Origin of the sequence: Mycolicibacter nonchromogenicus, from assembly GCF_002101775.1 — a bacterium.
GTDB classification, from domain to species: domain Bacteria; phylum Actinomycetota; class Actinomycetes; order Mycobacteriales; family Mycobacteriaceae; genus Mycobacterium; species Mycobacterium nonchromogenicum.
In genome coordinates this window covers 47,875-70,414 of sequence record NZ_LQPI01000072.1, presented here as the reverse complement: position 1 = coordinate 70,414, position 22,540 = coordinate 47,875, and the positions used below count along the sequence as shown (strand labels likewise).

Annotated in this window: 19 protein-coding genes; 1 reads left to right on the top strand and 18 read right to left on the bottom strand. The window is 67.4% G+C overall.

Annotated elements, in window-relative coordinates:
- Positions 1 to 31: 31 nt before the first annotated feature.
- The 16 genes from proB to clpX all read right to left on the bottom strand — a co-directional run bounded on the left by proB (position 32) and on the right by clpX (position 20,031).
- Entirely contained in the window at positions 32 to 1,141 is a 1,110-nt protein-coding gene (gene proB / locus AWC18_RS18070) for a glutamate 5-kinase (protein WP_085139623.1), read from the bottom strand.
- Complete coding sequence (obgE, locus tag AWC18_RS18065) at positions 1,138 to 2,583, bottom strand: GTPase ObgE (protein ID WP_085139622.1); 1,446 nt, start codon at positions 2,581 to 2,583, stop codon at positions 1,138 to 1,140. The genes proB and obgE overlap by 4 nt, the downstream gene beginning before the upstream one ends.
- A gap of 48 nt (positions 2,584 to 2,631) precedes the next feature.
- Positions 2,632 to 2,892 carry a 50S ribosomal protein L27 gene (gene rpmA, locus AWC18_RS18060; protein ID WP_064998357.1) on the bottom strand — a complete coding sequence of 87 codons (261 nt, stop codon included), beginning with the start codon at positions 2,890 to 2,892 and terminating at the stop codon, positions 2,632 to 2,634.
- A 15-nt stretch (positions 2,893 to 2,907) separates the two neighbouring features.
- On the bottom strand, positions 2,908 to 3,219 hold the full coding sequence (rplU, locus tag AWC18_RS18055) for a 50S ribosomal protein L21 (protein ID WP_064998356.1): 312 nt from the start codon (positions 3,217 to 3,219) through the stop codon (positions 2,908 to 2,910).
- 151 nt (positions 3,220 to 3,370) lie between these two features.
- A complete protein-coding gene (gene rne / locus AWC18_RS18050; protein WP_085139621.1) occupies positions 3,371 to 6,319 on the bottom strand; it encodes a ribonuclease E in 2,949 nt (982 codons plus the stop codon).
- Between the two features lie 295 nt (positions 6,320 to 6,614).
- On the bottom strand, positions 6,615 to 7,061 hold the full coding sequence (ndk, locus tag AWC18_RS18045; RefSeq protein WP_064998354.1) for a nucleoside-diphosphate kinase: 447 nt from the start codon (positions 7,059 to 7,061) through the stop codon (positions 6,615 to 6,617).
- Between the two features lie 84 nt (positions 7,062 to 7,145).
- Positions 7,146 to 7,496 carry a DUF4233 domain-containing protein gene (locus tag AWC18_RS18040; protein ID WP_064998353.1) on the bottom strand — a complete coding sequence of 117 codons (351 nt, stop codon included), beginning with the start codon at positions 7,494 to 7,496 and terminating at the stop codon, positions 7,146 to 7,148.
- Entirely contained in the window at positions 7,493 to 8,908 is a 1,416-nt protein-coding gene (gene folC, locus AWC18_RS18035; RefSeq protein WP_085139620.1) for a bifunctional tetrahydrofolate synthase/dihydrofolate synthase, read from the bottom strand. The genes AWC18_RS18040 and folC overlap by 4 nt, the downstream gene beginning before the upstream one ends.
- Positions 8,905 to 11,556, bottom strand: a complete 2,652-nt coding sequence (locus AWC18_RS18030) for a valine--tRNA ligase (RefSeq protein WP_064998351.1) — start codon at positions 11,554 to 11,556, stop codon at positions 8,905 to 8,907. The genes folC and AWC18_RS18030 overlap by 4 nt, the downstream gene beginning before the upstream one ends.
- A 111-nt stretch (positions 11,557 to 11,667) precedes the next feature.
- Entirely contained in the window at positions 11,668 to 12,258 is a 591-nt protein-coding gene (locus AWC18_RS18025) for a DUF937 domain-containing protein (protein ID WP_085139619.1), read from the bottom strand.
- A 98-nt stretch (positions 12,259 to 12,356) separates the two neighbouring features.
- Positions 12,357 to 13,613 carry a saccharopine dehydrogenase family protein gene (locus AWC18_RS18020; protein ID WP_085139618.1) on the bottom strand — a complete coding sequence of 419 codons (1,257 nt, stop codon included), beginning with the start codon at positions 13,611 to 13,613 and terminating at the stop codon, positions 12,357 to 12,359.
- Between the two features lie 91 nt (positions 13,614 to 13,704).
- Positions 13,705 to 14,028 carry a transglycosylase family protein gene (locus AWC18_RS18015; RefSeq protein ID WP_207504810.1) on the bottom strand — a complete coding sequence of 108 codons (324 nt, stop codon included), beginning with the start codon at positions 14,026 to 14,028 and terminating at the stop codon, positions 13,705 to 13,707.
- Between the two features lie 833 nt (positions 14,029 to 14,861).
- Complete coding sequence (mobA, locus tag AWC18_RS18005) at positions 14,862 to 15,434, bottom strand: molybdenum cofactor guanylyltransferase (protein WP_085139616.1); 573 nt, start codon at positions 15,432 to 15,434, stop codon at positions 14,862 to 14,864.
- A 4-nt stretch (positions 15,435 to 15,438) separates the two neighbouring features.
- Positions 15,439 to 16,524 carry a 2-oxoacid:ferredoxin oxidoreductase subunit beta gene (locus AWC18_RS18000; protein ID WP_064998345.1) on the bottom strand — a complete coding sequence of 362 codons (1,086 nt, stop codon included), beginning with the start codon at positions 16,522 to 16,524 and terminating at the stop codon, positions 15,439 to 15,441.
- Positions 16,521 to 18,476, bottom strand: coding sequence for a 2-oxoacid:acceptor oxidoreductase subunit alpha (locus tag AWC18_RS17995; protein ID WP_234806578.1), 1,956 nt, complete (start codon positions 18,474 to 18,476; stop codon positions 16,521 to 16,523). The genes AWC18_RS18000 and AWC18_RS17995 overlap by 4 nt, the downstream gene beginning before the upstream one ends.
- Before the next feature lie 271 nt (positions 18,477 to 18,747).
- Positions 18,748 to 20,031, bottom strand: coding sequence for an ATP-dependent Clp protease ATP-binding subunit ClpX (gene clpX, locus AWC18_RS17990; RefSeq protein WP_064998344.1), 1,284 nt, complete (start codon positions 20,029 to 20,031; stop codon positions 18,748 to 18,750).
- Positions 20,032 to 20,295: 264 nt separating this feature from the next.
- Here clpX and mmuM point away from each other — a divergent pair, with 264 nt between their 5' ends.
- On the top strand, positions 20,296 to 21,180 hold the full coding sequence (gene mmuM, locus AWC18_RS17985; protein WP_085139615.1) for a homocysteine S-methyltransferase: 885 nt from the start codon (positions 20,296 to 20,298) through the stop codon (positions 21,178 to 21,180).
- A 77-nt stretch (positions 21,181 to 21,257) separates the two neighbouring features.
- Here the strand turns inward: mmuM and clpP2 are convergent, their stop codons facing one another.
- The gene (gene clpP2, locus AWC18_RS17980) at positions 21,258 to 21,905 is read right to left on the bottom strand and encodes an ATP-dependent CLP protease proteolytic subunit ClpP2 (RefSeq protein ID WP_064998342.1); all 648 of its coding nucleotides are present in this window, start codon (positions 21,903 to 21,905) and stop codon (positions 21,258 to 21,260) included.
- Positions 21,902 to 22,480, bottom strand: a complete 579-nt coding sequence (locus AWC18_RS17975) for an ATP-dependent Clp protease proteolytic subunit (RefSeq protein WP_064998341.1) — start codon at positions 22,478 to 22,480, stop codon at positions 21,902 to 21,904. The genes clpP2 and AWC18_RS17975 overlap by 4 nt, the downstream gene beginning before the upstream one ends.
- Positions 22,481 to 22,540: the final 60 nt, after the last annotated feature.

Here is a 22,540-nt window from a genome sequence, read left to right as displayed (position 1 = left end):
GCAAACACGCACACTCGCCGGAAGGAAGGGGCTACACCGCGACCAGGTCGTCGGCGTGCACCACCGGCCGCCGCGCATCCGGCGCCAACTCGGCGGTGGAATGGCCGATCATCGCGTCCAGCTCCGCCGCGTCGTAGCCGACCACGCCGCGCGCCACCACCGTGCCGTCCGGGCCGCACAGTTCCACCACGTCACCGCCGTAGAACCTGCCCGACACCGCGGTGATACCAGCCGGCAGCAGGGAGCGTCGGCGGGCCACCACCGCCTCGACGGCCCCGGCATCCAGCGTCAGTACGCCGGCCGCGTCGGCGGCGTGGCGCACCCAGAACTTGCGTGCCGACAACCGTTGCGGCCGGGGCGCGAAGACGGTGCCCACCGAGGCGTCCGACAGGGCGGCCGCGGCTTCGCCGGCCGCGGCCAGCAGCACCGGCACTCCCGCGTCGGCCGCCAACAGTGCCGACGACAACTTCGACACCATGCCGCCGGTGCCCAGGTGACTGCCCTCGCTGGCCACCACGTCGGCCAGATCATCGGGCCCCGCGACCTCGGGCACCAGCCGGGCCGGGCCCTTGCGGGGATCGGAGTCATAGAGGCCGTCGATGTCGGAGAGCAGCACCAGCGCGTCGGCGCCCACCAGATGCGCCACCAGCGCCGAGAGACGGTCATTGTCGCCGAATCGGATCTCGCTGGTGGCCACCGTGTCGTTCTCGTTGACGATCGCCACGGCATGCAAGGAGCGCAGCCGGTCCAGGGTGCGGGCGGCGTTGGTGTGTGACACCCGCATCGACACGTCCTGGGCGGTCAGCAACACCTGCCCGACGGTGCGGCCGAACCGGCCGAAGGCGGCACTCCACGCATTGACCAGCGCAACCTGGCCCACACTGGCAGCGGCCTGTTTGGTGGCCAGGTCAGTGGGCCGCTTGGTCAGGCCGAGCGGCTCCAGGCCGGCGGCGATAGCTCCCGAGGACACGATCGTCACGTCCGAGCCGGCCCTCATCCGGCCCTCGATCGCCTCGGCGAGCCCGGCCAGGCGGGCCGCGTCGAACATGCCGGACTCGGTGGTCAGCGCGGTCGTGCCGATCTTGACCACGACACTGCGCGCGGTCCGAATCGCTTCGCGCGCACCACCGGTGGCGCTCACGCGTCCTCCGAGTGCTCACGGCGCTGCTTGCGGGCGACCTTTCGCTCGGCGGCACCGACTCGGTCGGTGCGCTCCAGTCTGCTGTCGGTGCCCCGGCCAGACAACGTCACGTCCACCCCGGCCGGAGTGGTCGGCTCCCAGTCGAAGGTCATCTCCCCGATGGTCACCGCGCAGCCCGGTTTCGCGCCCTGCCGCAGCAGCTCATCTTCGACACCGAGCCGCGCCAGCCGGTCACCCAGGTAGCCGACCGCCTCGTCGTTGTCGAAGTTGGTCTGGTGCACCCAGCGCTCGGGCTGACTACCGCGCACCAGGAAGCCACCGTAGCCGTCGGATTCCACGGTGAACCCGGTCTCCCCCGCCCGAACAGGCCGGATCACCGGGCGACGCGCCACCGGTTCGGGTTGCGCGGCGCGATACGCCGACACCATCTCGGCCAGCGCAAAGGTCAACGGCCGCAAGCCGGCCCGGCTCACCGTCGAGACCATGAACACCGGCCAGCCGCGCTGGGCCACGATGTCGTCGCGGACGAACTCCGCCATCTCCAGGGCCTCGGGCACGTCGATCTTGTTGAGCACCACCGCGCGCGGCCGGTCGACCAGGTCACCCAGCGTTGAATCCCCTTGCATGGTCGGGGTATAGGCGGCCAGTTCGGCTTCGATCGCTTCGATGTCCGAGAGCGGGTCGCGGCCCGGCTCGGCGGTCGCGCAGTCCACGACGTGTACCAGCACCGCGCAGCGTTCGATGTGCCGCAGAAAGTCCAAGCCCAGCCCGCGCCCGGACGAGGCACCGGGGATGAGGCCAGGCACATCGGCGGCGGTGAAGGTGTTCTCGCCCGCCGAGACCACGCCCAGGTTGGGCGCCAACGTGGTGAAGGGATAGTCGGCGATCTTCGGCTTGGCCGCCGAGATCACCGACACCAGTGCGGATTTGCCCGCGGACGGAAAACCGATGAGCCCGACGTCGGCGACGGTCTTGAGTTCCAGCGTGAGGTCGCGGGACTCGCCCTTCTCCCCCAGCAATGCGAAGCCGGGCGCTTTGCGGGCGCGCGACACCAACGCCGCGTTGCCCAGCCCGCCTCGTCCGCCGACTGCCGCCTCGAATCGAGCACCCACGCCGACCAGGTCGGCCAGCAGCCGCCCGTTCTCGTCAAGCACGACGGTGCCGTCGGGGACCTTGATGTGCAGGTCTGCGCCGGTGGCCCCGTCTTTGTTGCTGCCTTGGCCCTGCTTACCGGACGGCGCAGTGATGTGCGGCCGGAAGTGGAAGTCCAGCAGAGTGTGCACCTGGGGATCGACGACCAGCACGACGCTGCCGCCGCGGCCGCCGTTGCCACCGTCGGGACCACCGAGCGGTTTGAACTTCTCCCGGTGAATTGAGGCGCAGCCGTTGCCCCCGTCGCCGGCGCGCACATGGATGACAACGCGGTCGACGAACCGGGACATGGCGTTACTACCTATCCGGCGCCAAACGGCGCCCAGTTACGCCAGCGACTAGTCGCGGGCGACAGGCACGATGTTGACCAGTTTGCGGCCGCGCTTCACACCGAATTCGACCGCACCGGGGGCCGTGGCGAACAGGGTGTCGTCGCCGCCGCGCCCGACGTTCACGCCGGGGTGGAAGTGGGTTCCGCGCTGGCGGACCAGAATCTCGCCGGCCTTGACGACCTGGCCGCCGAATCGCTTGACGCCGAGCCGCTGGGCGTTTGAGTCGCGCCCGTTACGTGAGCTGGAAGCGCCCTTCTTGTGTGCCATGTTGGTTGCCTCCTACTACTTGATTCCGGTGACCTTGAGCACGGTCAGCTGCTGACGGTGACCCTGCCGCTTGTGGTAGCCGGTCTTGTTCTTGAACTTGTGGATGCGGATCTTCGGACCCTTGGTGTGCTCCAAGACCTCTCCGGTGACCGCGACCTTCGCCAGCTTGGCGGCGTCGGTGGTGACGGTGGCGCCGTCCACGACCAGCGCGACCGGCAGCGAGACCGACGATCCCGGCTCGGACTCGAGCTTCTCAACCTTGAGCACGTCACCAACGGCAACCTTGTACTGCTTGCCGCCGGTTTTGACGATTGCGTACGTCGCCATCGTTGGTTTCTACCTCTGCTTCTCGGGCGCGCACGCCATCGGGACTTGCGCAGGTGTCTGGGGTTCTGTCCGCCGAGCTGTGGTTATTCCCGCCTGGCGACAACTGGTCAAGGGTACGTGACCAGCGGCTAAGGGGTCAAACCGGCACGGCCTAGATCGGTGGCCCCGCAGGCCGGGCCGCTGCACGCCGACGTCGCGGCCGTTCAACCACCGCAATGGTCACCTCGGGCTCGTCAAAGTCCTCGGAGTCCTCGGCATCGTCGGAGTCGTCATCGTCTGACTCATCGGAATCATCCGACTCGTCTGACTCATCGATGACATCCAGGTCGTCGTCGAAGTCTTCGTCGTCATCGTCATCGAGATCGACTTCGACCTCGGCGTCCTCGTCCTCGTCGTCGGCGTCTTCGTCGGCGTCGTCAACGTCTTCGTCCTCGGCGTCGTCAACGTCTTCGTCGTCCTCGTCGTCGGAGTCGTCAACGTCAACGTCTTCGTCGTCGGAGAGGTCTGACACGTCGGGTTCGAGGGCCTCCTGGACCGCCTCGTCGGCGCCGTCGGCCGCCACGGCGCCTTCGGTGCTCTGCTCGGCACCGTTCGCCAACAGCTCATCGCCGTCGGGCGCGGCCGAGTGATCGTCGTCGGACTCGTCGTGCCGGTCGCTGGCGGCCGCCATCGCCTTGAACATCGGGTGGTCACCCGGAGTGTGCACCGGAACCTTGGCGACGGGCGTCTCGTCGACCTTCGCCTTCTTCGAGCGCTTGCTGCGGCGGCTGCTGGTGCCGCCCGATTCCGCCTTGCGTCCCGGCGCGGCCGAGTCCACCGGGTCGGCGTGCAACACGATGCCACGCCCCGCGCAGTGCTGACACGACGTCGAGAATGCCTCGATCAGCCCGGTACCAAGGCGTTTGCGGGTCAGTTGCACCAGACCCAGTGACGTGACCTCCGAAACCTGATGGCGGGTTCGGTCGCGCCCGAGCGCCTCGGTCAGCCGTCGCAGCACCAGGTCCCGATTGGACTCCAGCACCATGTCGATGAAGTCGATGACGATGATGCCGCCGATGTCGCGGAGACGAAGCTGCCGCACGATCTCCTCGGCGGCCTCCAGGTTGTTCTTGGTCACCGTCTCCTCGAGGTTGCCCCCGGACCCGGTGAACTTGCCGGTGTTGACGTCGACCACCGTCATGGCCTCGGTCCGGTCGATCACCAGGGTGCCGCCCGAGGGCAGCCACACCTTGCGATCCATCGCCTTGGCCAGTTGTTCGTCGATACGGTGCACGGCGAATACGTCCGGGCCGGATTGACCGTCGGGGCCCTCGGGCGCCTGGTAGCGGGTCAGCTTCGGCAGCAGTTCCGGTGCCACCGACCCCACGTACTCGTTGATCGTCGCCCAGGCGTGCTCACCGGAGACCACCAGCTCGGAAAAGTCCTCGTTGAACAGGTCACGGATCACCTTGACCAGGACATCGGGCTCTTCGTAGAGCGCCACCGCAGCGCCGGCAGCCTTCGCCTTGGTCTCGGCCGCCGTGGCCTCGATCTGGTTCCAGCGCTCCTGGAGGCGCTCCACGTCAGCGCGGATGTCCTCTTCTTTGACGCCCTCCGACGCGGTGCGGATGATCACACCGGCGTCGGCGGGCACCACCTCGCGCAGGATCTCCTTGAGCCGCTGGCGTTCCGTGTCGGGCAGCTTGCGGCTGATACCGGTCGACGAGGCGCCCGGCACATAGACCAGGTAGCGACCGGCCAGCGACACCTGAGTGGTCAGCCGGGCGCCCTTGTGTCCGATGGGGTCCTTGCTGACCTGCACCACGACATAGTCGCCGGGTTTGAGCGCCTGTTCGATCTTGCGGTTGGCGCCACCGAGCCCGGCGGCCTCCCAGTTCACCTCACCGGCGTAGAGCACGCCGTTGCGGCCCCGGCCGATGTCGACGAAGGCGGCCTCCATCGACGGCAGTACGTTCTGCACCACGCCCAGATAGACGTTGCCCACCAGGGAAGTCGAAGCCGCAGATGTCACGAAGTGCTCGACCATGACGCCGTCTTCCAGCACGGCGATCTGGGTGTAGCGGGCGCCGGTGTGCGGCGGCTCGGTCCGTACCCGGTCACGGACCACCATCCGGCGGTCGACGGCCTCCCGACGCGCCAGGAATTCGGCCTCGCTCAGGATCGGCGGGCGACGGCGTCCGGCGTCGCGCCCATCGCGGCGGCGCTGCCGCTTGGCCTCCAGGCGTGTCGATCCGGTGATGCCCTGGATCTCGTCGTCGCCGGTGCCGCGCTCGGTCTTGGCGGCCCGGCCGGCCTTGGCGCGTGGGGCCCGTTCGTGCACGACGGTGTTGGGCGGGTCGTCCGACGACGCGGCGTCCTCTTCCTCCCCGGTCCCGGCCTTGCGCCGACGGCGACGGCGGCGACGGCGCGTTCCCGCGTCCTCGGCCGAACCGCCATCGTCGTCGGCGGCGTCTTCGGCGTCGCCGGCCTCGTCGGATTCCGCAGCGGACTCGTCGTCCTCGGTCTCGTCGTCGGCGTCCTCGGGTGCCGCACCCTCAGACCCGCGGCCCCGGCCGCGGCCGCGGCGTCCGCGGCGACGGCGCCGGTTGGCGGGCCGGTCGCCGCCCTCGTCATCGGTATCGGCATCGGCGTCGGCGTCGGAGCCGCCGAGGTCGTCGTCTTCGTCATCGTCGGTGTCGACGTCGCGGGGCACGGCTCGCTCAAAGGCGACCGGCTGCGGCGCGACGAACAACGGCATGTAGTCCGCCCGCGCTGCGGCGGGCTCCGAGGCGGTCTCCAGCAGCAACCGGGACTCCGGTTCGTCGGGGACTTCCTCGATCACCTCCGGGGTCGGGGGCTCCTGGAACAATCCGGCCACAGCGGGTTCGGCGGCCGAGTCCAGCAGGTCGCGGACCCGCACCGCCTCGACACGATCAACGCTGGAGTGGGCGCTGCGCGCCCGGCCGTCCAGTTCGGTCAGCGCATCCAGAACCCGCCGACTGGTGGTGCCCAGAACCCGCGCCAGCGAGTGCACCCGCAGTCGATCGGGCAACTCCTCATGCTGGCTCGGAGCCGCCGATTCGTCTGAACCAGGGCCTTTGAAAAGAGAGGGGTCTGCCACGTGCGTCTCCTCAAGCCCCCGGGCGCGTCGTTGCGACGCGGCCACGCGAGGACTTCTCGTTATGGGCCCGGCTCACTGCCCGGGCTTGTGGTGGTCTCGCTCCGAGGGGCTCGGGTTGAACCGACTCGGTGCCTGGCTGAATGAAGACCGGCGATCGGCGCCGCATCACATATCGCGACCGTCGCACTCGCCGAAGGCTTCATTCGGGTGTCAGACACCGGTCCGGCGACGTTCACCCGTTAGCCAGTATCCCACACAATCCACAGGAGCCGGACGAAAGGCACTAACTCCGACGTCAGGCCAGTGTCATCGGTTCGGTCGACGCCGACGGCTTCAGGTCGGGGAACCACAGCGCGATCTCACGTTCGGCCGACTCCGGCGAGTCCGATCCGTGCACCAGGTTGAACTGGGTTTCCAGACCGAAGTCGCCGCGGATGGTGCCCGGAGTGGCCTTGGCCACCGGGTCGGTGCCACCGGCGAGCTGCCGGAACGCCTCGATCGCGCGCGGTCCTTCCACCACAGCGGCAACCACCGGGCCGGAGGTGATGAACTCCAGCAGCGAAGCGAAGAATGCCTTGCCGTCGTGCTCGGCGTAGTGCTGCCGGGCCACCGCCTGCTGCACCGGCCGCAGTTCCAGGGCCGCCAACGTCAGCCCCTTCTTCTCGATCCGGCTGATGATCTCGCCCACCAGCCGACGGTTCACACCGTCCGGCTTGATCAGCACCAAAGTCCGCTCAGTCATGGCAGCGCCGCTCCTGTTCCATCGCTCCGCTGCGTCATCGCCAGCGGCACGGCGACAGCGTACCGGCCGCGCTCACCGGCTCCGTCACGACCGTCGCAAGACCACGGCACGGAAATAGGCGATCAGCCCCCACACCGCGGTGAACACCAGGCCCATGATGCCGACACCGGGGTAGATCACGAACCCGGCCACCAGCACCAGTTGCAGCGCCAAGTTGGCCCAGATCGCCCAGCTGCGGCCCTGGATGCCGGCGAACAGCAGCAGCACCAGTGCCAGTCCGAGCAGATAGGTCAGCGAGAACGGTGTCAGACCACCCCCGACCACGCTGACCACCGGCAGGGCCAGCAACACCGTGATGGCTTCGAGGATCAGCGTCGCGGCCATCACGCCACGAAAACCGCGCCACGGGTCGGGTGCGCCCGGTTGTTCGGTCATTGGGGGTCCTTCCCAAACAGGGAGCGAGCCGCGCCGGCCATGACCACAGATCCCGTGATCACGATTCCCGCACCCGACAACTCCCCCTCGGAATCGAATTCGTCGACCAGCGCCGTTGCGGTGTCGATCGCATCCTCAAGAGTCTCGGTGGTGACCACCCGGTCGTCACCGAACCACCGCGCTGCCGCCGAAGTAAGCGTCTCGACGTCCAACGCTCGCGGAGAACCGTTATGGGTCAACACAATTCGATCGAACGCCGGCTCCAGTGCCGCCAAGATCCCGTCGACGTCCTTGTCGCCAAGCACGCTGATGACACCGACCAGATACCTGAAGTCGAAGTCCTCGGCCAGGGCCTGCGCCAACACGGCGGCGCCGGCCGGGTTGTGCGCGGCGTCGATGAACACCGTGGGCGAGCTGCGCATCCGCTCCAGTCGGCCGGGGCTGCGCACCGCGGCGAATCCAGCCCGAACCGTCTCGACGTCGAGCTGACGTTCGGCGCCGGCCCCGAAGAACGCCTCGACCGCAGCCAGCGCCAGCACCGCGTTGTGGGCCTGATGCTCGCCGTGCAGCGGCAGAAAGATGTCGGAGTACACCCCGCCCAGGCCCTGCAGCTCCAGCACCTGGCCGCCGACCGCGAGTTGACGGCTGACCACCGCGAATTCCGAGGTCTCCCGCGCCACCGCGGCGTCGGCACGCACAGACTGCGCCAACAACACCTGCATCACCTCGGGCTCCTGACGGGCGATCACCGCCACGGTGTCGACCTGGTCGTCCGGTGAGCGGTGAATGATGCCGGCCTTCTCCTCGGCGATTCCGGCGATGTCCGCACCGAGATAGTCGACGTGATCGATGCTGATCGGAGTGATGACCGCGACCGGAGCGGCCACCACGTTGGTGGCGTCCCAGCGACCGCCCATGCCGACTTCCACGATGGCGACGTCGACGGGGGCGTCGGCGAACGCCGCGAACGCCATCCCGGTGAGCACCTCGAACTTGCTCATCGCCGGCCCGCCGTCGGCCTGCGAGGACGCATCGACCATCTGCACGAAGGGCTCGATCTCGGTATAGGTCTCCACATAGCGCGCCGGACTGATCGGCTGGCCGTCGATCGCGATGCGTTCGACCGCCGACTGCAGATGCGGGCTGGTGGTGCGCCCGGTACGGCGGCTGAATGCGGTCAGCAGCGCGTCGATCATCCGCACCACCGAGGTCTTCCCGTTGGTGCCGGCGACGTGGATGGACGGGTAACCGCGCTGCGGCGAGCCGAGCAGTTCCAGCAGGGCGTTGATGCGGGTCAGGCTCGGTTCGATCTGCGTCTCACCCCACCGCTGATCGAGCAGGTGCTCGACCTGCAGCAGTGCGGCGATCTCGTCCGGGGTGGGCTCAGAGGTGCCGACCGGATGATCGGTCACCTCAGGCCTGCCAGACGCGCGGTGATCCGCTCCACTTCGTCGTTGGCCAGCTGCGCACGGGCGCGGATCTTGTCGACCACCGCCTCGGGCGCCTTGGCCAGGAAGGCCTCGTTGCCCAGCTTCGCCGACGTGGCCTCGAGCTCCTTACGTGCGGTCGCGAGGTCTTTCTCCAACCGCCGGCGCTCGGCTTCGACATCGACGGTGCCGGAGGTGTCCAGTTCGACGACCACCGTGCTTCCACCGCCCGTGGGACCCAGGCGCACCTCGACGGTGGCCGACGGGGTGAAGTCCTCCCCCGGCTCGGTCAGCCAGGCCTGGGAGGTCACCGCCGACACCTGGGTGGCCAGGTCTGCCTCGTCGATACCGGTGAGCCGGGCCGGGACCTTCTGCCGGTCACGCAGACCCTGGTCGCTGCGGAACCGGCGCACCTCGGTCACCAGCTTCTGCATATCGGTGATCCGTTGCGCAGCAACCTGGTCCACGGCGATGCCCGACGACGTCGGCCAGTCCGCGATCACAAGCGACTCCGCGCCGGTGAGTTCCTGCCACAGGGTTTCGGTGACGAACGGGATCACCGGGTGCAGCAGGCGCAGCAGCGTGTCGAGCACCTCGGCGAGCACCGCCGTGGTGTGAGTCAGTCCCTGCCCCAGCTGAGTTTTGGCCAACTCGACATACCAGTCACAGAACTCGTCCCAGGCGAAGTGATACAGCGCCTCGCAGGCGCGGCCGAATTCGTAGCCCTCGAACGCCGAATCCACTTCGGCGCGAACCTCTTCCAGACGTCCCAGTATCCACCGGTCAGCATCGGTCAGCTCATCGACGGACGGCAGCGGCGCGAGCGAGGCACCGTTCATCAGCGCGAATCGCGTGGCGTTGAACAGCTTGGTGATGAAGTTCCGCGACGCGCGGGCGTGGTCCTCGCCGATCGACAGGTCACTGCCCGGGCTGGCGCCGCGGGCCAGGGTGAACCGCAGGGCGTCTGCTCCGAACTTCTCCACCCAGTCCAGTGGGTCGATCCCGTTGCCGCGGGACTTACTCATCTTCCGGCCGTGTTCGTCGCGGATCAGACCGTGCAAGAACACATTCCGGAACGGCACCTTGCCCTCGGGAAGCGCCTCGTCACCGCCGACAAAGGTGCCGAACATCATCATTCGGGCCACCCAGAAGAACAGGATGTCGTAGCCCGTCACCAACACGCTGGTCGGATAGAACTTCTTGAGTTCCGGTGTGGCGTCGGGCCAGCCCATCGTGGAGAACGGCCACAACGCCGAGGAGAACCAGGTGTCGAGCACATCGGGGTCCTGCTCCCAACCCTCCGGCGGCGTCTCGTCCGGCCCGACACAGACTTTCTCGCCATTGGGGCCGTGCCAGATCGGAATGCGGTGCCCCCACCACAGCTGCCGCGAGATGCACCAGTCGTGCATGTCGTCGACCCAGGCGAACCAGCGCGGCTCCAGGCTCTTGGGATGGATGACGGTGTCCCCGTTGCGGACCGCATCACCGGCAGCCTTGGCCAGCGAGGAGACGTCGACCCACCACTGCATGGACAGCCGCGGTTCGATGACCTCGCCGCTGCGCTCGGAATGGCCGACGCTGTGCAGGTAGGGACGCTTTTCGGCGACGATACGTCCCTGCGCGGCCAGCGCCTCGCGCACCGCGACACGCGCCTCGAAGCGGTCCATGCCGTCGAACTGTGTTCCGGTCCCGACGATCCGCGCCCGCTCGTCGAGGATGGTCGGCATGTCCAGCTGGTGGCGAAGACCGATCTCGAAGTCGTTGGGGTCGTGGGCGGGGGTGACTTTGACCGCACCGGTACCGAACTCGGGGTCGACGTGGGCGTCGGCGACCACGGCGATCTGACGATCCAAGAACGGGTGCGGCAGTGCACTGCCCACCAGGTGGCGATACCGATCGTCGTCGGGATGCACCGCGATCGCAGTGTCACCGAGCATGGTCTCCAGCCGGGTGGTGGCCACCACGATGTGGGGCTCGCCGTCATCGAGCGAGCCGTAACGGAACGACACCAGCTCGCCCTCGATGTCTTCGTACTTGACCTCGAGGTCGCTGATCGCGGTCTGAAGCACCGGAGACCAGTTGACCAGTCGTTCGGCCTGATAGATCAGCCCCGCGTCGTAGAGCCGTTTGAAGATGGTGCGGACGGCGCGCGACAGACCTTCGTCCATGGTGAACCGCTCGCGGCTCCAGTCCACGCCGTCGCCGAGCCGGCGCATCTGGCCGCCGATGGTGCCGCCGGACTCGCGCTTCCAGTCCCACACCTTCTCGACGAACAGTTCGCGGCCGAAATCTTCTTTGGTCTTGCCGTCGACGGCCAGCTGACGTTCCACCACGCTCTGGGTGGCGATGCCGGCGTGGTCCATGCCCGGCAGCCACAACACCTCGTAGCCCTGCATCCGCTTACGGCGGGTCAGCACATCCATCAGGGTGTGGTCGAGTGCATGGCCCATGTGCAGGCTGCCGGTGACGTTCGGCGGGGGCAGCACTATCGAGTACCCGGGCTTATCGCTGGCGGGGTCGGCGCTGAAGTAACCGGCATCCACCCAACGCTGATAGATCGCGTCCTCTACCGCACCCGGCTCCCATGACTTGGGCAGGTGATCGGCGTTCGCGGCGTTGGGGGTGTCAGTCACCGGTCAATTCTAGGAACGCCGACCAGGCCACCCCCGACGAGGGAGGTGACACCGGAAAAAAGCTCCCGGATCAGGCCTGATCCCGGGGGCGGTGTCGGTGACTGGCGCGGGCTACTTCTTGCCGCCGAGCAGACCGCCGAGGATGTCGCCGATGGCGCCGCCGGTCTTGCCGCCGATCATGTTGCCCAGAATGCTGCCCATCGACTGGTTCTTGGCGCCCCCGCCACCGGTCATCCCGCCCAGGATGCTGCCCAGCACGTCACCGAGGCCGCCACCGGAGGCCTGTTCGGCGGCCGGCTCGGCTTTCTGGCCGCTGAGCTGCTTGCCGATGTAGGCCAGCACGATCGGCGCGATGATCGGCAGCAGCTTCTGCAGCAGATCGTTGTTGCCCGCGCCGGCACCCGAGAGCGCCGAGGCGACCTGACTGGTGTCGTTGCCGCCGAAGATGGTGGAGATCACCTGCTGGCCGTCGGACTGGCTGGCGCCCAAAGCGTTGTCCAGCAGTCCTTGGGCCGCGAAGGTATTGGCGGTGTTGGCGATGCTGTCGGCCTGGCCCGGGTCTTGGGCGTTCTGGCTCAAGCCGCCGACCAGCACCGGCACCAGGGTGCGGATGGTGCTGTCGACTTCACCGGTGTCAGCGCCGAGCTGGTTGGCGATGTCCTGGATGGGAATCTGAGCGAAGAGATCGTCGAGGCCGGCCATGAGATTCCACCTTCGTTGCTGGATGCCGTTAACGCGGACCGTTCGAGATCGACACTAGCCGAAGCGGGCGTGGGCGCACCGCACAATTGAGCGCCCGATCAGCGCAAACGGGAAACCTCTAGCGTCACTCCCGCCGCAGGCAATCTGCTCAGTAGCACGTCTCCCATCGCGGCCGCCGGGGTGAGCACACCGTAGTGGTCGGACAGTTTGTCGCGATCCAGCGCCAGCCCCAGTGCGCTCTCGCCCAGCAACACCGAGGTGGCCTGGTAGCCGGGGTCGCCCTGCTGCGCCATGTCCGCCCGGTAGCGCGCTCCGGTGCTGGTGGTGGTGTAGGTCTCGAGGCGGTAGTAACCGTTCTCGCGGCGGCTGCGGCTCGGTCCGGTGCCCGGCTTGGGCAACACGCTCTCCAATATTCCGGCCGGAACGAGCTTCAAGAGCTGGCCGCCGAACCCGACGGTCATCTTGCCCATCCCGGTCGCCAGGCCCGACAGCACCGGTGCCGCGGCCGACGAGCCGACGCTCATGTGCTCGGCGTAGCGGAAGCGGCGCCCGTAGGCCCAGTCCTGCAGTCCGTTGCTGCGCCGCACGACCCGCGTGTTGACGGGCGCCATGGCGAAGCCGGCGGTCCAGATGCCGTTCAACTCCGGGGCGATGTCTCGGCCCCGGTGCCAGGACAGGTCCGGCTCGGGGCCCAGCTGCGGCTCGGCGGCCCGATCAGAGCTGAGCGTGTGGGGATCCAACAGCTGGCGCCGGGCCTCCGGGTCGTCGGCCGCGGTCTGGAGAACTTCGATCATCGAGGCGAGGGTGCCGCCGGATGCCCCGCCGGAGAAACCGCGCACAACCAAGTGGGTGTCCAGCAGCTCCCCGGTGCCGTCGTCGCGGGCCGCCCGGTAGAGCGCGTACACGCTGATATCTGAGGGAATGGAGTCGAAGCCGCAGGCGTGCACGATGCGGGCTCCGTTGTCGGCGGCCTGCTTGTGGTACAGGTCGATGCTTTGTCGCATGAACATCGCCTCGCCGGTGAGGTCGACGTAGTCGGTGCCCGCTTCCGCGCAGGCCGCAACCATCGGCAATCCGTAGCGGGTGTAGGGGCCCACGGTGGTGATCACCACCCGGGTGCGTTGGGCCATCGCCGCCAGGGTTTCGGGCTGGTCGGCGTCGGCCACCACCAGCGGCCAGTCGTGGGCGACTGACCCCAGTTCGGCGCGGACCCTGCGCAACCGTTCCTCGGAGCGGCCCGCCAACCCGATCCGGGCGTCGCCGCCGGCGCGGGCCAGATATTGGGCGGTCAGCTTTCCGGCGAAACCGGTCGCTCCGTACAGGATGATGTCGAGCTCACGTGGCGTGTCTGGCACCCGCCCGACGTTACTCGCCGCCTGAGCGGCCGCGTTACGACGGCGACGGCGCCGGGCTGCTCGCCCGGCGCCGCCCTCGATCGGAGGATGTTCAGCCGCGGCGGCCGCACACCGGCCAGGCGCCGATGCCCTGGCTGCGCAGAACGTTCTCGGCAACCCGGATCTGCTCGGCACGGCTGGCGTTGTGCGGCATTCCGCTGCCACCGTTGGCACGCCAGGTGCCGGGAGAGAACTGCAGTCCGCCGTAGTAACCGTTTCCGGTGTTGATCGACCAGTTGCCGCCCGACTCGCAGGCCGCGATGGCGTCCCAGTTGACGCCGTCCGCCTTGGCGGTGGCCTCAGAGAGGGCGAGCGCGCCGGTGATCAGGGCGCCGGCGATCGCAGCCAGGGTGAAGGGCTTGCGGACGTTCTTCAACATCGTTCCTTTCGCAGTGCGCGCGCCGAAGTGCAGTCGAGCTGGCATGCCTGGGCTTCAGGCGGGAGTGGTCTTCGAGGCGTGCCGTCTAGGTCAGGCACGGCAGCGGGGGCGGCTACGCCCACCGGGATGACACCCGGCACCGCGGAGGCGTTCGAGGGGCCGCCCGCGGCCCCGCTCACACGCGGTTCCGTCGATTCAATTTGTTTGCCTGCATTAGGCCGATGGGAAACGTACGAAACCCTTATGCGCGAAGTCCAACCGGGTATCGCGGCTATTTCGGACAGATCACGAAACCATCACGACGTCAGCGCGAATGGTTATAGCAGGTCAGCCGTTGCTTTAGACGCGGCGCCGACGCGGTGGCGCGGACTGTCGAGCGTGAGTCAGATCACGAGCTTTTTGTGGGCTGGACCACTGGAAATGGCGGGTTATGCGAGTATTTCGCCGCTCGCCGCAGGCAATAGCGCGCGCTGCAGGGGCCTCAGCAGCATCATGTGCCCCACTAGTAGCAGGTCATCGAACCGGAGCCGGCCGAGGCGCCTCCAACAGCGCGAGAGCCACACTCTCCAGGCCGGCCCGTGAAACGACGTCGCGGCATCATCAAGACAAATCCGGATCGCCTCGATATCCAGCCTCCGGCAAAACCTCGGCGAATCTCCTTGCCCTACAAGCGATTCCGATTTTGAGCTGACGTCGGCCACACCTGCAGATCGGGGGCTGCGCCAATATCATTCACATCTGGCCGAGATAATATTACAATTTAATTCATTATCGAAGCACCCCGAAATCCCCTTTTATTTGCAAGGCATTATCGAGTTTGCTCTTGTGAATTAAGACAGGCCGGCCACGTCGTCGGGAGAGTTGAGGTTGGCCAGCGGTGACGCGTCGGCCAGCACTATCCGCCGGACGTCGACCACCTCCATCAGAGCGCCCACTCGGCGTTCCCCGGAGGCAACCAAGGCATCGACGGTGTCGGCCAGTGCGGTCCGATACACCCCCGCCAGATAGTGGTCGCGGTCGGTGCGGCCCAGCACGACCTCGGCCTCAGGAGATCTCAGCGCGTCGATCACATCCGTTGTCAGGAAGGGCATGTCGACCGCACAGACGAAGGCGCGTGGGGCACCGGCCTGCCCCGCCGCACGCAACCCCAGCCCGACAGCCGGCAACGGACCCAGCCCGGGCACTTCGTCGCGCAGCACCTGCGCAGGAAGATCGGGAAGCACCTGCCCCTGGGCAGCCACCACGAAGACGGGATCACAGCGCCGCGCCAGCACCGACACCAGATGTTCCACCAGGGTCAGGCCGGCGAAGTGGCCCGGAACGGTCAGGGTGGCCTTGTCGCGGCCCATCCGGCGCGATGCGCCGCCGGCCAACACGACACCGGCCAACCGACCGGCGGTCATGGCGTCAGGCGACGGTCCAGGTGTCGCGGCCACGCAACAGCGCCTGAAGTGCGGCGGTGTCGTGAGCCGTCGACTGCCGCGCCTCGGCGACCTGCGCACGCGCCAGGTCGTCGTAGGTGGGCTTGCTGACCTTGCGGAAAATGCCCATCGGGAAGTGCGACAGATCCTGCTCGGACAGCCGCGACAGCGCGAAGGCATACGAGGAGTCAGCCTGGGTGGCGTCGTGGACCACGATCTGCTCGGCCGAGACATCGGCGGTCTTGGCGACCTCGAGCCCGAATCCGGACTTGATGACGCAGTACTCCCCCTCGGCGCCGAACACGATGCGCTCACCGTGCCGGAGGTTGATGATGCGGTTCTCCGCACCGTCCTTGCGCAGCAGGTCGAAGGAGCCGTCGTTGAACACCGGGCAGTCCTGCAGGATCTCCACCAGTGCCGCGCCGCGGTGCTCCATCGCGCCCTGCAGGACCTCGGTGAGGCCCTTGCGGTCGGAGTCCAGGGCACGACCGACGAATGTCGCCTCGGCGCCGATCGCCAGCGAGATCGGGTTGAAGGGGTTGTCCAGCGAGCCGTACGGCGTCGACTTGGTGATCTTGCCGGTCTCCGACGTGGGCGAGTACTGGCCCTTGGTCAGACCGTAGATCCGGTTGTTGAACAACAGGATGGTGATGTTGACGTTGCGGCGCAGCGTGTGGATCAGGTGGTTGCCACCGATCGACAGGGCGTCGCCGTCACCGGTGACCAGGAACACCTTGAGGTCTTCGCGGGCGGTCGCCAGCCCGGTGGCGAACGTCGGGCCACGGCCGTGGATCGAGTGCACGCCGTAGGTGTTCATGTAGTACGGGAACCGGCTCGAGCAGCCGATGCCGCTGACGAACACCACGTTCTCCCGGCGCAGTCCCAGCTCCGGAAGGAAACCGCGGATCGTGTTGAGGATGACGTAGTCACCGCAGCCCGGGCACCAGCGCACCTCCTGGTCGGAGGTGTAGTCCTTGGCCTTCTGCGGCTCGTCGGTGGTGGGGACCCCGCTCAACGCGGTCAGTCCCAGGTCGGTACCGACAAGCGAGCCGACAGCTTCGGTGGTGGTCATGAATTCGCTCCTGCTGTGCCCGCAATCGTGACCGCCGCGGCCTTGGCCAGCGACGCCTTCTCATTCTCCCGGTCGGCCAGTGTGCCGGCCAACGCGTCGTCGATGATCCCCTCGATCTCGTCGGCCAGGAACGCCTGGCCGGTCACCTTGGTCACCGACTGGATGTCGACCAGGTAGCGGCCGCGCAGCAGCAGCGCCAATTGGCCCAGGTTCATCTCCGGCAGCACCACCTTGGGGTAGCGCCGCAGCACCTCACCCAGGTTGGCCGGCAGCGGGTTGAGGTTGCGAAGGTGCGCCTGCGCAACCTTGACGCCGCCACGCCGCACCCGGCGGCAGGCCTCGGCGATCGGCCCGTAGGAACTGCCCCAGCCCAGCATCAGCAGCTCGGCGTCCCCGGACGGGTCGTCGACGACCAGGTCGGGAACCTCGATGCCGTCGATCTTGGCCTGGCGCAGCCGAACCATCAGGTCGTGGTTGGCCGGCTCGTAGGAGATCGCCCCGGAGCCGTTGGCCTTCTCCAGGCCGCCGATCCGGTGCTCCAGGCCCGGGGTGCCCGGGATGGCGAACTGCCGGGCCAGGGTCTGCGGGTCACGCGCGTAGGGCGCGAAGTCCTCGCCGGCCTTGGCCAGGTTCTGCTCGATGGGAGCCATCGAGGCAACATCGGGGATCCGCCACGGCTCCGAACCGTTGGCGATCGCCCCGTCGGAGAGCAGCACCACCGGGGTGCGGTAGGTGACCGCGATCCGGACGGCCTCGATGGCCGCGTCGAAGCAGTCCGACGGCGTGCACGGCGCCACCACCGCCACCGGCGATTCGCCGTTGCGCCCGAAGAGCGCCTGCAGCAGGTCGGCCTGCTCGGTCTTGGTGGGCAGGCCGGTGGAGGGGCCGCCGCGCTGCACGTTGATCAGCAGCAGCGGCAGCTCAGTCATGACGGCCAAGCCCAGCGCCTCGCCCTTGAGCGCCAAGCCGGGGCCCGAGGTGCTGGTGACACCCAGCGCACCGCCGTAGGAGGCGCCGATCGCCGCGCCGATGCCGGCGATCTCGTCTTCGGCCTGGAAGGTCAGCACGTTGAAGTTCTTGTACTTCGACAGCTCGTGCAGGATGTCCGAGGCCGGGGTGATCGGGTAGGTTCCCAGCACCACCTGGGTGTTGGCCAGCTGGCCGGCGACGATCACGCCATAGGCCATCGCGGTGTTGCCCGAGATCTGGCGGTACTCGCCCGCCGGCAGCTTGGCGGGTGCGATCTCGTAGGTGGTGCCGAACGCCTCGGTGGTCTCGCCGTAGTTCCAGCCCGCCTTCAGCGCCAGGACGTTGGCCTCGGCCACGTCGGGCTTCTTGGCGAACTTCTCCCGGATGAAGCGCTCGCTGCTCTCCAGCTCACGGCCGTACATCCAGGACAGCAGGCCGAGCGCGAACATGTTCTTGGCGCGGGCACCGTCCTTCTTGGTCGCGCCGATAGCTTCGACCGCACCCAGGGTCAGGGAGGTCATCGCCACCGGAACCACGACGTAGTCGGAGAGTTCCTCGGTCTCCAACGGGTTGGCCTCGTAGCCGATCTTGGCCAGGTTGCGCTTGGTGAACTCGTCGGAGTTGACGATCACCATGCCGCCGCGCGGCAGGTCGCCGATGTTGGCCTTCAGCGCCGCCGGGTTCATCGCCACCAACACGTCGGGCCGGTCGCCCGCGGTCAGGATGTCGAAGTCGGCGATCTGGATCTGGAACGACGAGACGCCGGGCAGCGTGCCCTGAGGTGCGCGGATCTCGGCCGGGTAGTTCGGCTGGGTGGCGAGGTCGTTGCCGAAAAGCGCCGCCTCAGAGGTGAAGCGATCGCCGGTGAGCTGCATGCCGTCGCCGGAGTCACCGGCGAAACGGATGACGACTTTCTCGAGTTTTTGGCGACCGGATGCCGACCCGACTCCGTTACCACTCGGCCCCACGGCCCCGCCTTCCATCACTGTCCACCCGGGCCCGCGCAACAGGGCCGGGGGCATCTACAAGTTTTTCTGTCACTGGCAGTACCGATTATTGCACCGCTCTTATAGACCATACGACGCCACACCGTCTCGAAATTCGGCTTACTCAGTGTTAAATGTCGATGTCACACTGGGGTTCGCGGCCCAGCGGGGCCGGAAATGTGGTTTTCATCACGTTCAACCGAGGCCAAATCTAAGAGGTTCGGTATCCGCGCGTAACCGGGCCGTGACGGCGGGCGCCGTCCCCGGCTCAGGCGCTCTTGTCGCGTCGCTCGCCGCGCGCCGGCTTGCGCGGCACGATGGTCGGCAGCACGTTGTCCTGCACCGTTTCCTTGGTCACGACGACCTTGGCGACATCGTTGCGGCTCGGGATGTCGTACATGACGGGCAGCAGGACTTCTTCCATGATGGCCCGCAGACCGCGCGCGCCGGTGCCACGGTGGATGGCCTGATCCGCGATGGCCTCCAGCGCGTCCTGGGTGAACTCCAACTCCACCCCGTCCATCTCGAACAGGCGGGTGTACTGCTTGACGAGCGCGTTCTTGGGCTCGGAGAGGATCTTGACCAACGACTCCATGTCCAGGTTGGTCACCGAGGCCACCACCGGCAGCCGGCCGATGAACTCGGGGATCAGACCGAACTTGATCAGGTCCTCGGGCATGACCTCGGCGAAGTGGTCGGTGGTGTCGATCTCGGCCTTGGACCGCACTTCGGCACCGAAACCCAAGCCCCGCTTGCCAACCCGGTCCGAGACGATCTTCTCGAGGCCCGCGAACGCGCCGGCGACGATGAACAACACGTTGGTGGTGTCGATCTGGATGAATTCCTGGTGCGGGTGCTTGCGGCCGCCCTGCGGTGGAACCGACGCCTGCGTGCCTTCCAGGATCTTCAGCAGCGCCTGCTGCACACCCTCGCCGGAGACGTCGCGGGTGATCGACGGGTTTTCGCTCTTGCGGGCGATCTTGTCGACCTCGTCGATGTAGACGATGCCGGTCTCGGCGCGCTTGACGTCATAGTCGGCCGCCTGAATCAGCTTGAGCAGAATGTTCTCGACGTCTTCACCCACGTAGCCGGCTTCGGTCAGCGCGGTGGCGTCGGCGATCGCGAACGGCACGTTGAGCATCTTGGCCAGGGTCTGGGCCAGGTAGGTCTTGCCACAGCCGGTGGGCCCGAGCATCAAGATGTTGGATTTGGTCAGCTCAACGGGCTCACCGGAGCGCGAATCGCGGCTCTTCTCTCCGGCCTGGATGCGCTTGTAGTGGTTGTAGACCGCCACTGCCAGCGTGCGCTTGGCCGTGTCCTGCCCGATCACGTAGCCCTCGAGGAACTCCCGGATCTCGGCCGGCTTGGGCAGCTCATCGAGCTTCACGTCGTCGGCGTCGGCCAATTCCTCTTCGATGATCTCGTTGCACAGGTCGATGCACTCATCGCAGATGTAGACACCCGGACCTGCGATGAGCTTCTTGACCTGCTTCTGGCTCTTACCGCAGAACGAACACTTCAGCAGGTCCCCGCCGTCTCCAATGCGCGCCATAGTGCGTTAGGACCTACTTCCTGTTCGCCGTCTGTCGTCGGGGTGCCGGTGTCTGCCCCGACGCTACCCGTTCATTCCGGTGCGAGGCGACCTATAAGGCCGAATCGCGTTATTGGTATTCGTCACTTGCTCCGTCTGTCTGCTCCACGAAGATATAGCCCAAGTCGCCGCCGCCGCGGTGTGACGCGCTGGCGTGGCGCGAGCGTTTCGGGGGCGTTACCCGGCTGTGAGACCGGCGGAGCCTTCAGCTCTAGAGTGGCAAACGTGGGGTTCGCCGTGCCCGACGATACCGTGCTCGTCGCCGATGGGGGGCTGGCGACGGAACTCGAGGCCCGCGGGGCCGATCTGGACGACCCGCTGTGGTCTGCCCGGTTGCTCACGGAGGCACCCCACGACATTGCGGCCGTTCACGCGGCGTACTTCGCTGCCGGCGCCCAGATCGCAGTCACCGCCAGCTATCAGGCGAGCCTCGACGGGTTCGCCGCCCGCGGTATCGACCACCGGGCGTCCGCCGGGCTGTTGCGCCTCAGCGTGGACCTGGCACGCCAAGCCGGCGACGGCGCGCACCAGCGCTGGGTTGCGGCCTCGGTGGGCCCGTACGGCGCCGCATGCGCCGACGGCGCGGAATACCGCGGCCGGTACGGACTTTCGGTGGCGCAGTTGTCGGCGTGGCATCGGCCCCGGCTGGAGATCCTGGCCGACGCCGGTGCTGATCTGCTCGCGTTGGAGACCGTGCCGGACCTCGACGAGGCGCAGGCACTGGTGGATCTGGTGCAGGAGGCGAACGTGCCCGCCTGGCTGAGTTACACCGTCGAGGGCACGAAAACCCGTGCCGGGCAGCCCCTCTCGGAGGCGTTCGCGGTGGCCGCCGGGGTGCCACAGATCCTCGCGGTGGGGGTGAACTGCTGCTCCCCCGACGACGTCCTGCCGGCGATCGAGATCGCCCGCGAAGCCACCGGCAAGCCCGTGGTCGTCTACCCCAACAGCGGTGAGCGCTGGGTTGCCGGCGGGTGGGTGGGGCCCAAGACGTTCACCGCGGCGTTGGCTGCGCGGTGGGTGGCCGCCGGCGCCCGCATCGTGGGCGGCTGCTGCCGGGTGGGGCCCGCCGACATCGCGGCGGTGGCCACCACCTTGCGCGAGCAGACGTGAAGTCTGCGCGAGCAGACGCGAAGGCCCCCTAGAGCGGTGCTACTAGGGGGCCTTCACGTCTGCTCGGCGGGGAAAACCTAGGCCGTCTGGGCCGACAGCTTGCGGTACTCCAGCACGGTGTCGATGATCCCGTACTCCTTGGCATCGGCCGCGGTGAGGATCTTGTCGCGGTCGGTGTCCTTGCGGATCACGTCGGCGTCCTTGCCGGTGTGGCGGGCCAGGGTGGCCTCCATCAGGGTCCGCATCCGCTCGATCTCGGCGGCCTGGATCTCCAGGTCGGAGAACTGGCCCTGGATGACACCGGACAGCGACGGCTGGTGGATCAGAACCCGGGCGTTGGGCAGCGCCATGCGCTTGCCCGGCGTGCCCGCGGCCAGCAGGACCGCCGCAGCCGAGGCGGCCTGACCCAGACACACGGTCTGGATGTCAGCGCGGACGTACTGCATGGTGTCGTAGATCGCCATCAACGAGGTGAAGGAACCACCCGGGGAGTTGATGTACATGGTGATGTCGCGGTCGGGGTCCAGCGACTCCAGGACCAGCAACTGGGCCATGATGTCGTTGGCCGAGGCGTCGTCGACCTGGACACCCAGGAAGATGATCCGCTCTTCGAACAGCTTGTTGTACGGGTTGGACTCCTTGACACCCCAGCTGGAGTGCTCCACGAACGACGGCAGGATGTAGCGCGCCTGCGGTGCGATCGCTCGCAAGGTTTCGGGGTTCATGAGGCGGCTCCGTTGACGTGGGCGCTGGTGATGATGTGATCGACGAAGCCGTATTCCAGGGCTTCCTGGGCAGTGAACCAGCGGTCGCGGTCGGAGTCGGCCTCGATGCGCTCGATGGGCTGCCCGGTGAACTCGGCGTTGAGCCGGAACATCTCCTTCTTGATGACCGCGAACTGCTCGGCCTGAATGGCGATGTCGGCGGCGCTGCCGGTCACCCCACCCAACGGCTGGTGCATCAGGATCCGGGCGTGCGGCAGGGCGTAGCGCTTGCCCTTGGTGCCCGCCGCGAGCAGGAACTCGCCCATCGAGGCGGCCATCCCCATCGCGTAGGTGGCGACGTCACACGGTGCCAGCACCATCGTGTCGTAGATCGCCATCCCCGCGCTGATCGAACCGCCCGGGGAGTTGATGTAGAGCGAGATGTCCTTGGTCGGGTCCTCGGCGGCCAAGAGCAGGATCTGAGCGCACAGCCGATTGGCGATGTCGTCGTCCACCTGCGACCCCAGGAAGATGATGCGTTCTCGCAGTAGGCGCTCGTATACCGAGTCGACGAGATTCAGTCCGGGCTGGCTCACAGTGGGATACCTGCTTTCTCGAGATTCGTATGCCGAGACATGTTTAAGACCCTAGCCAAC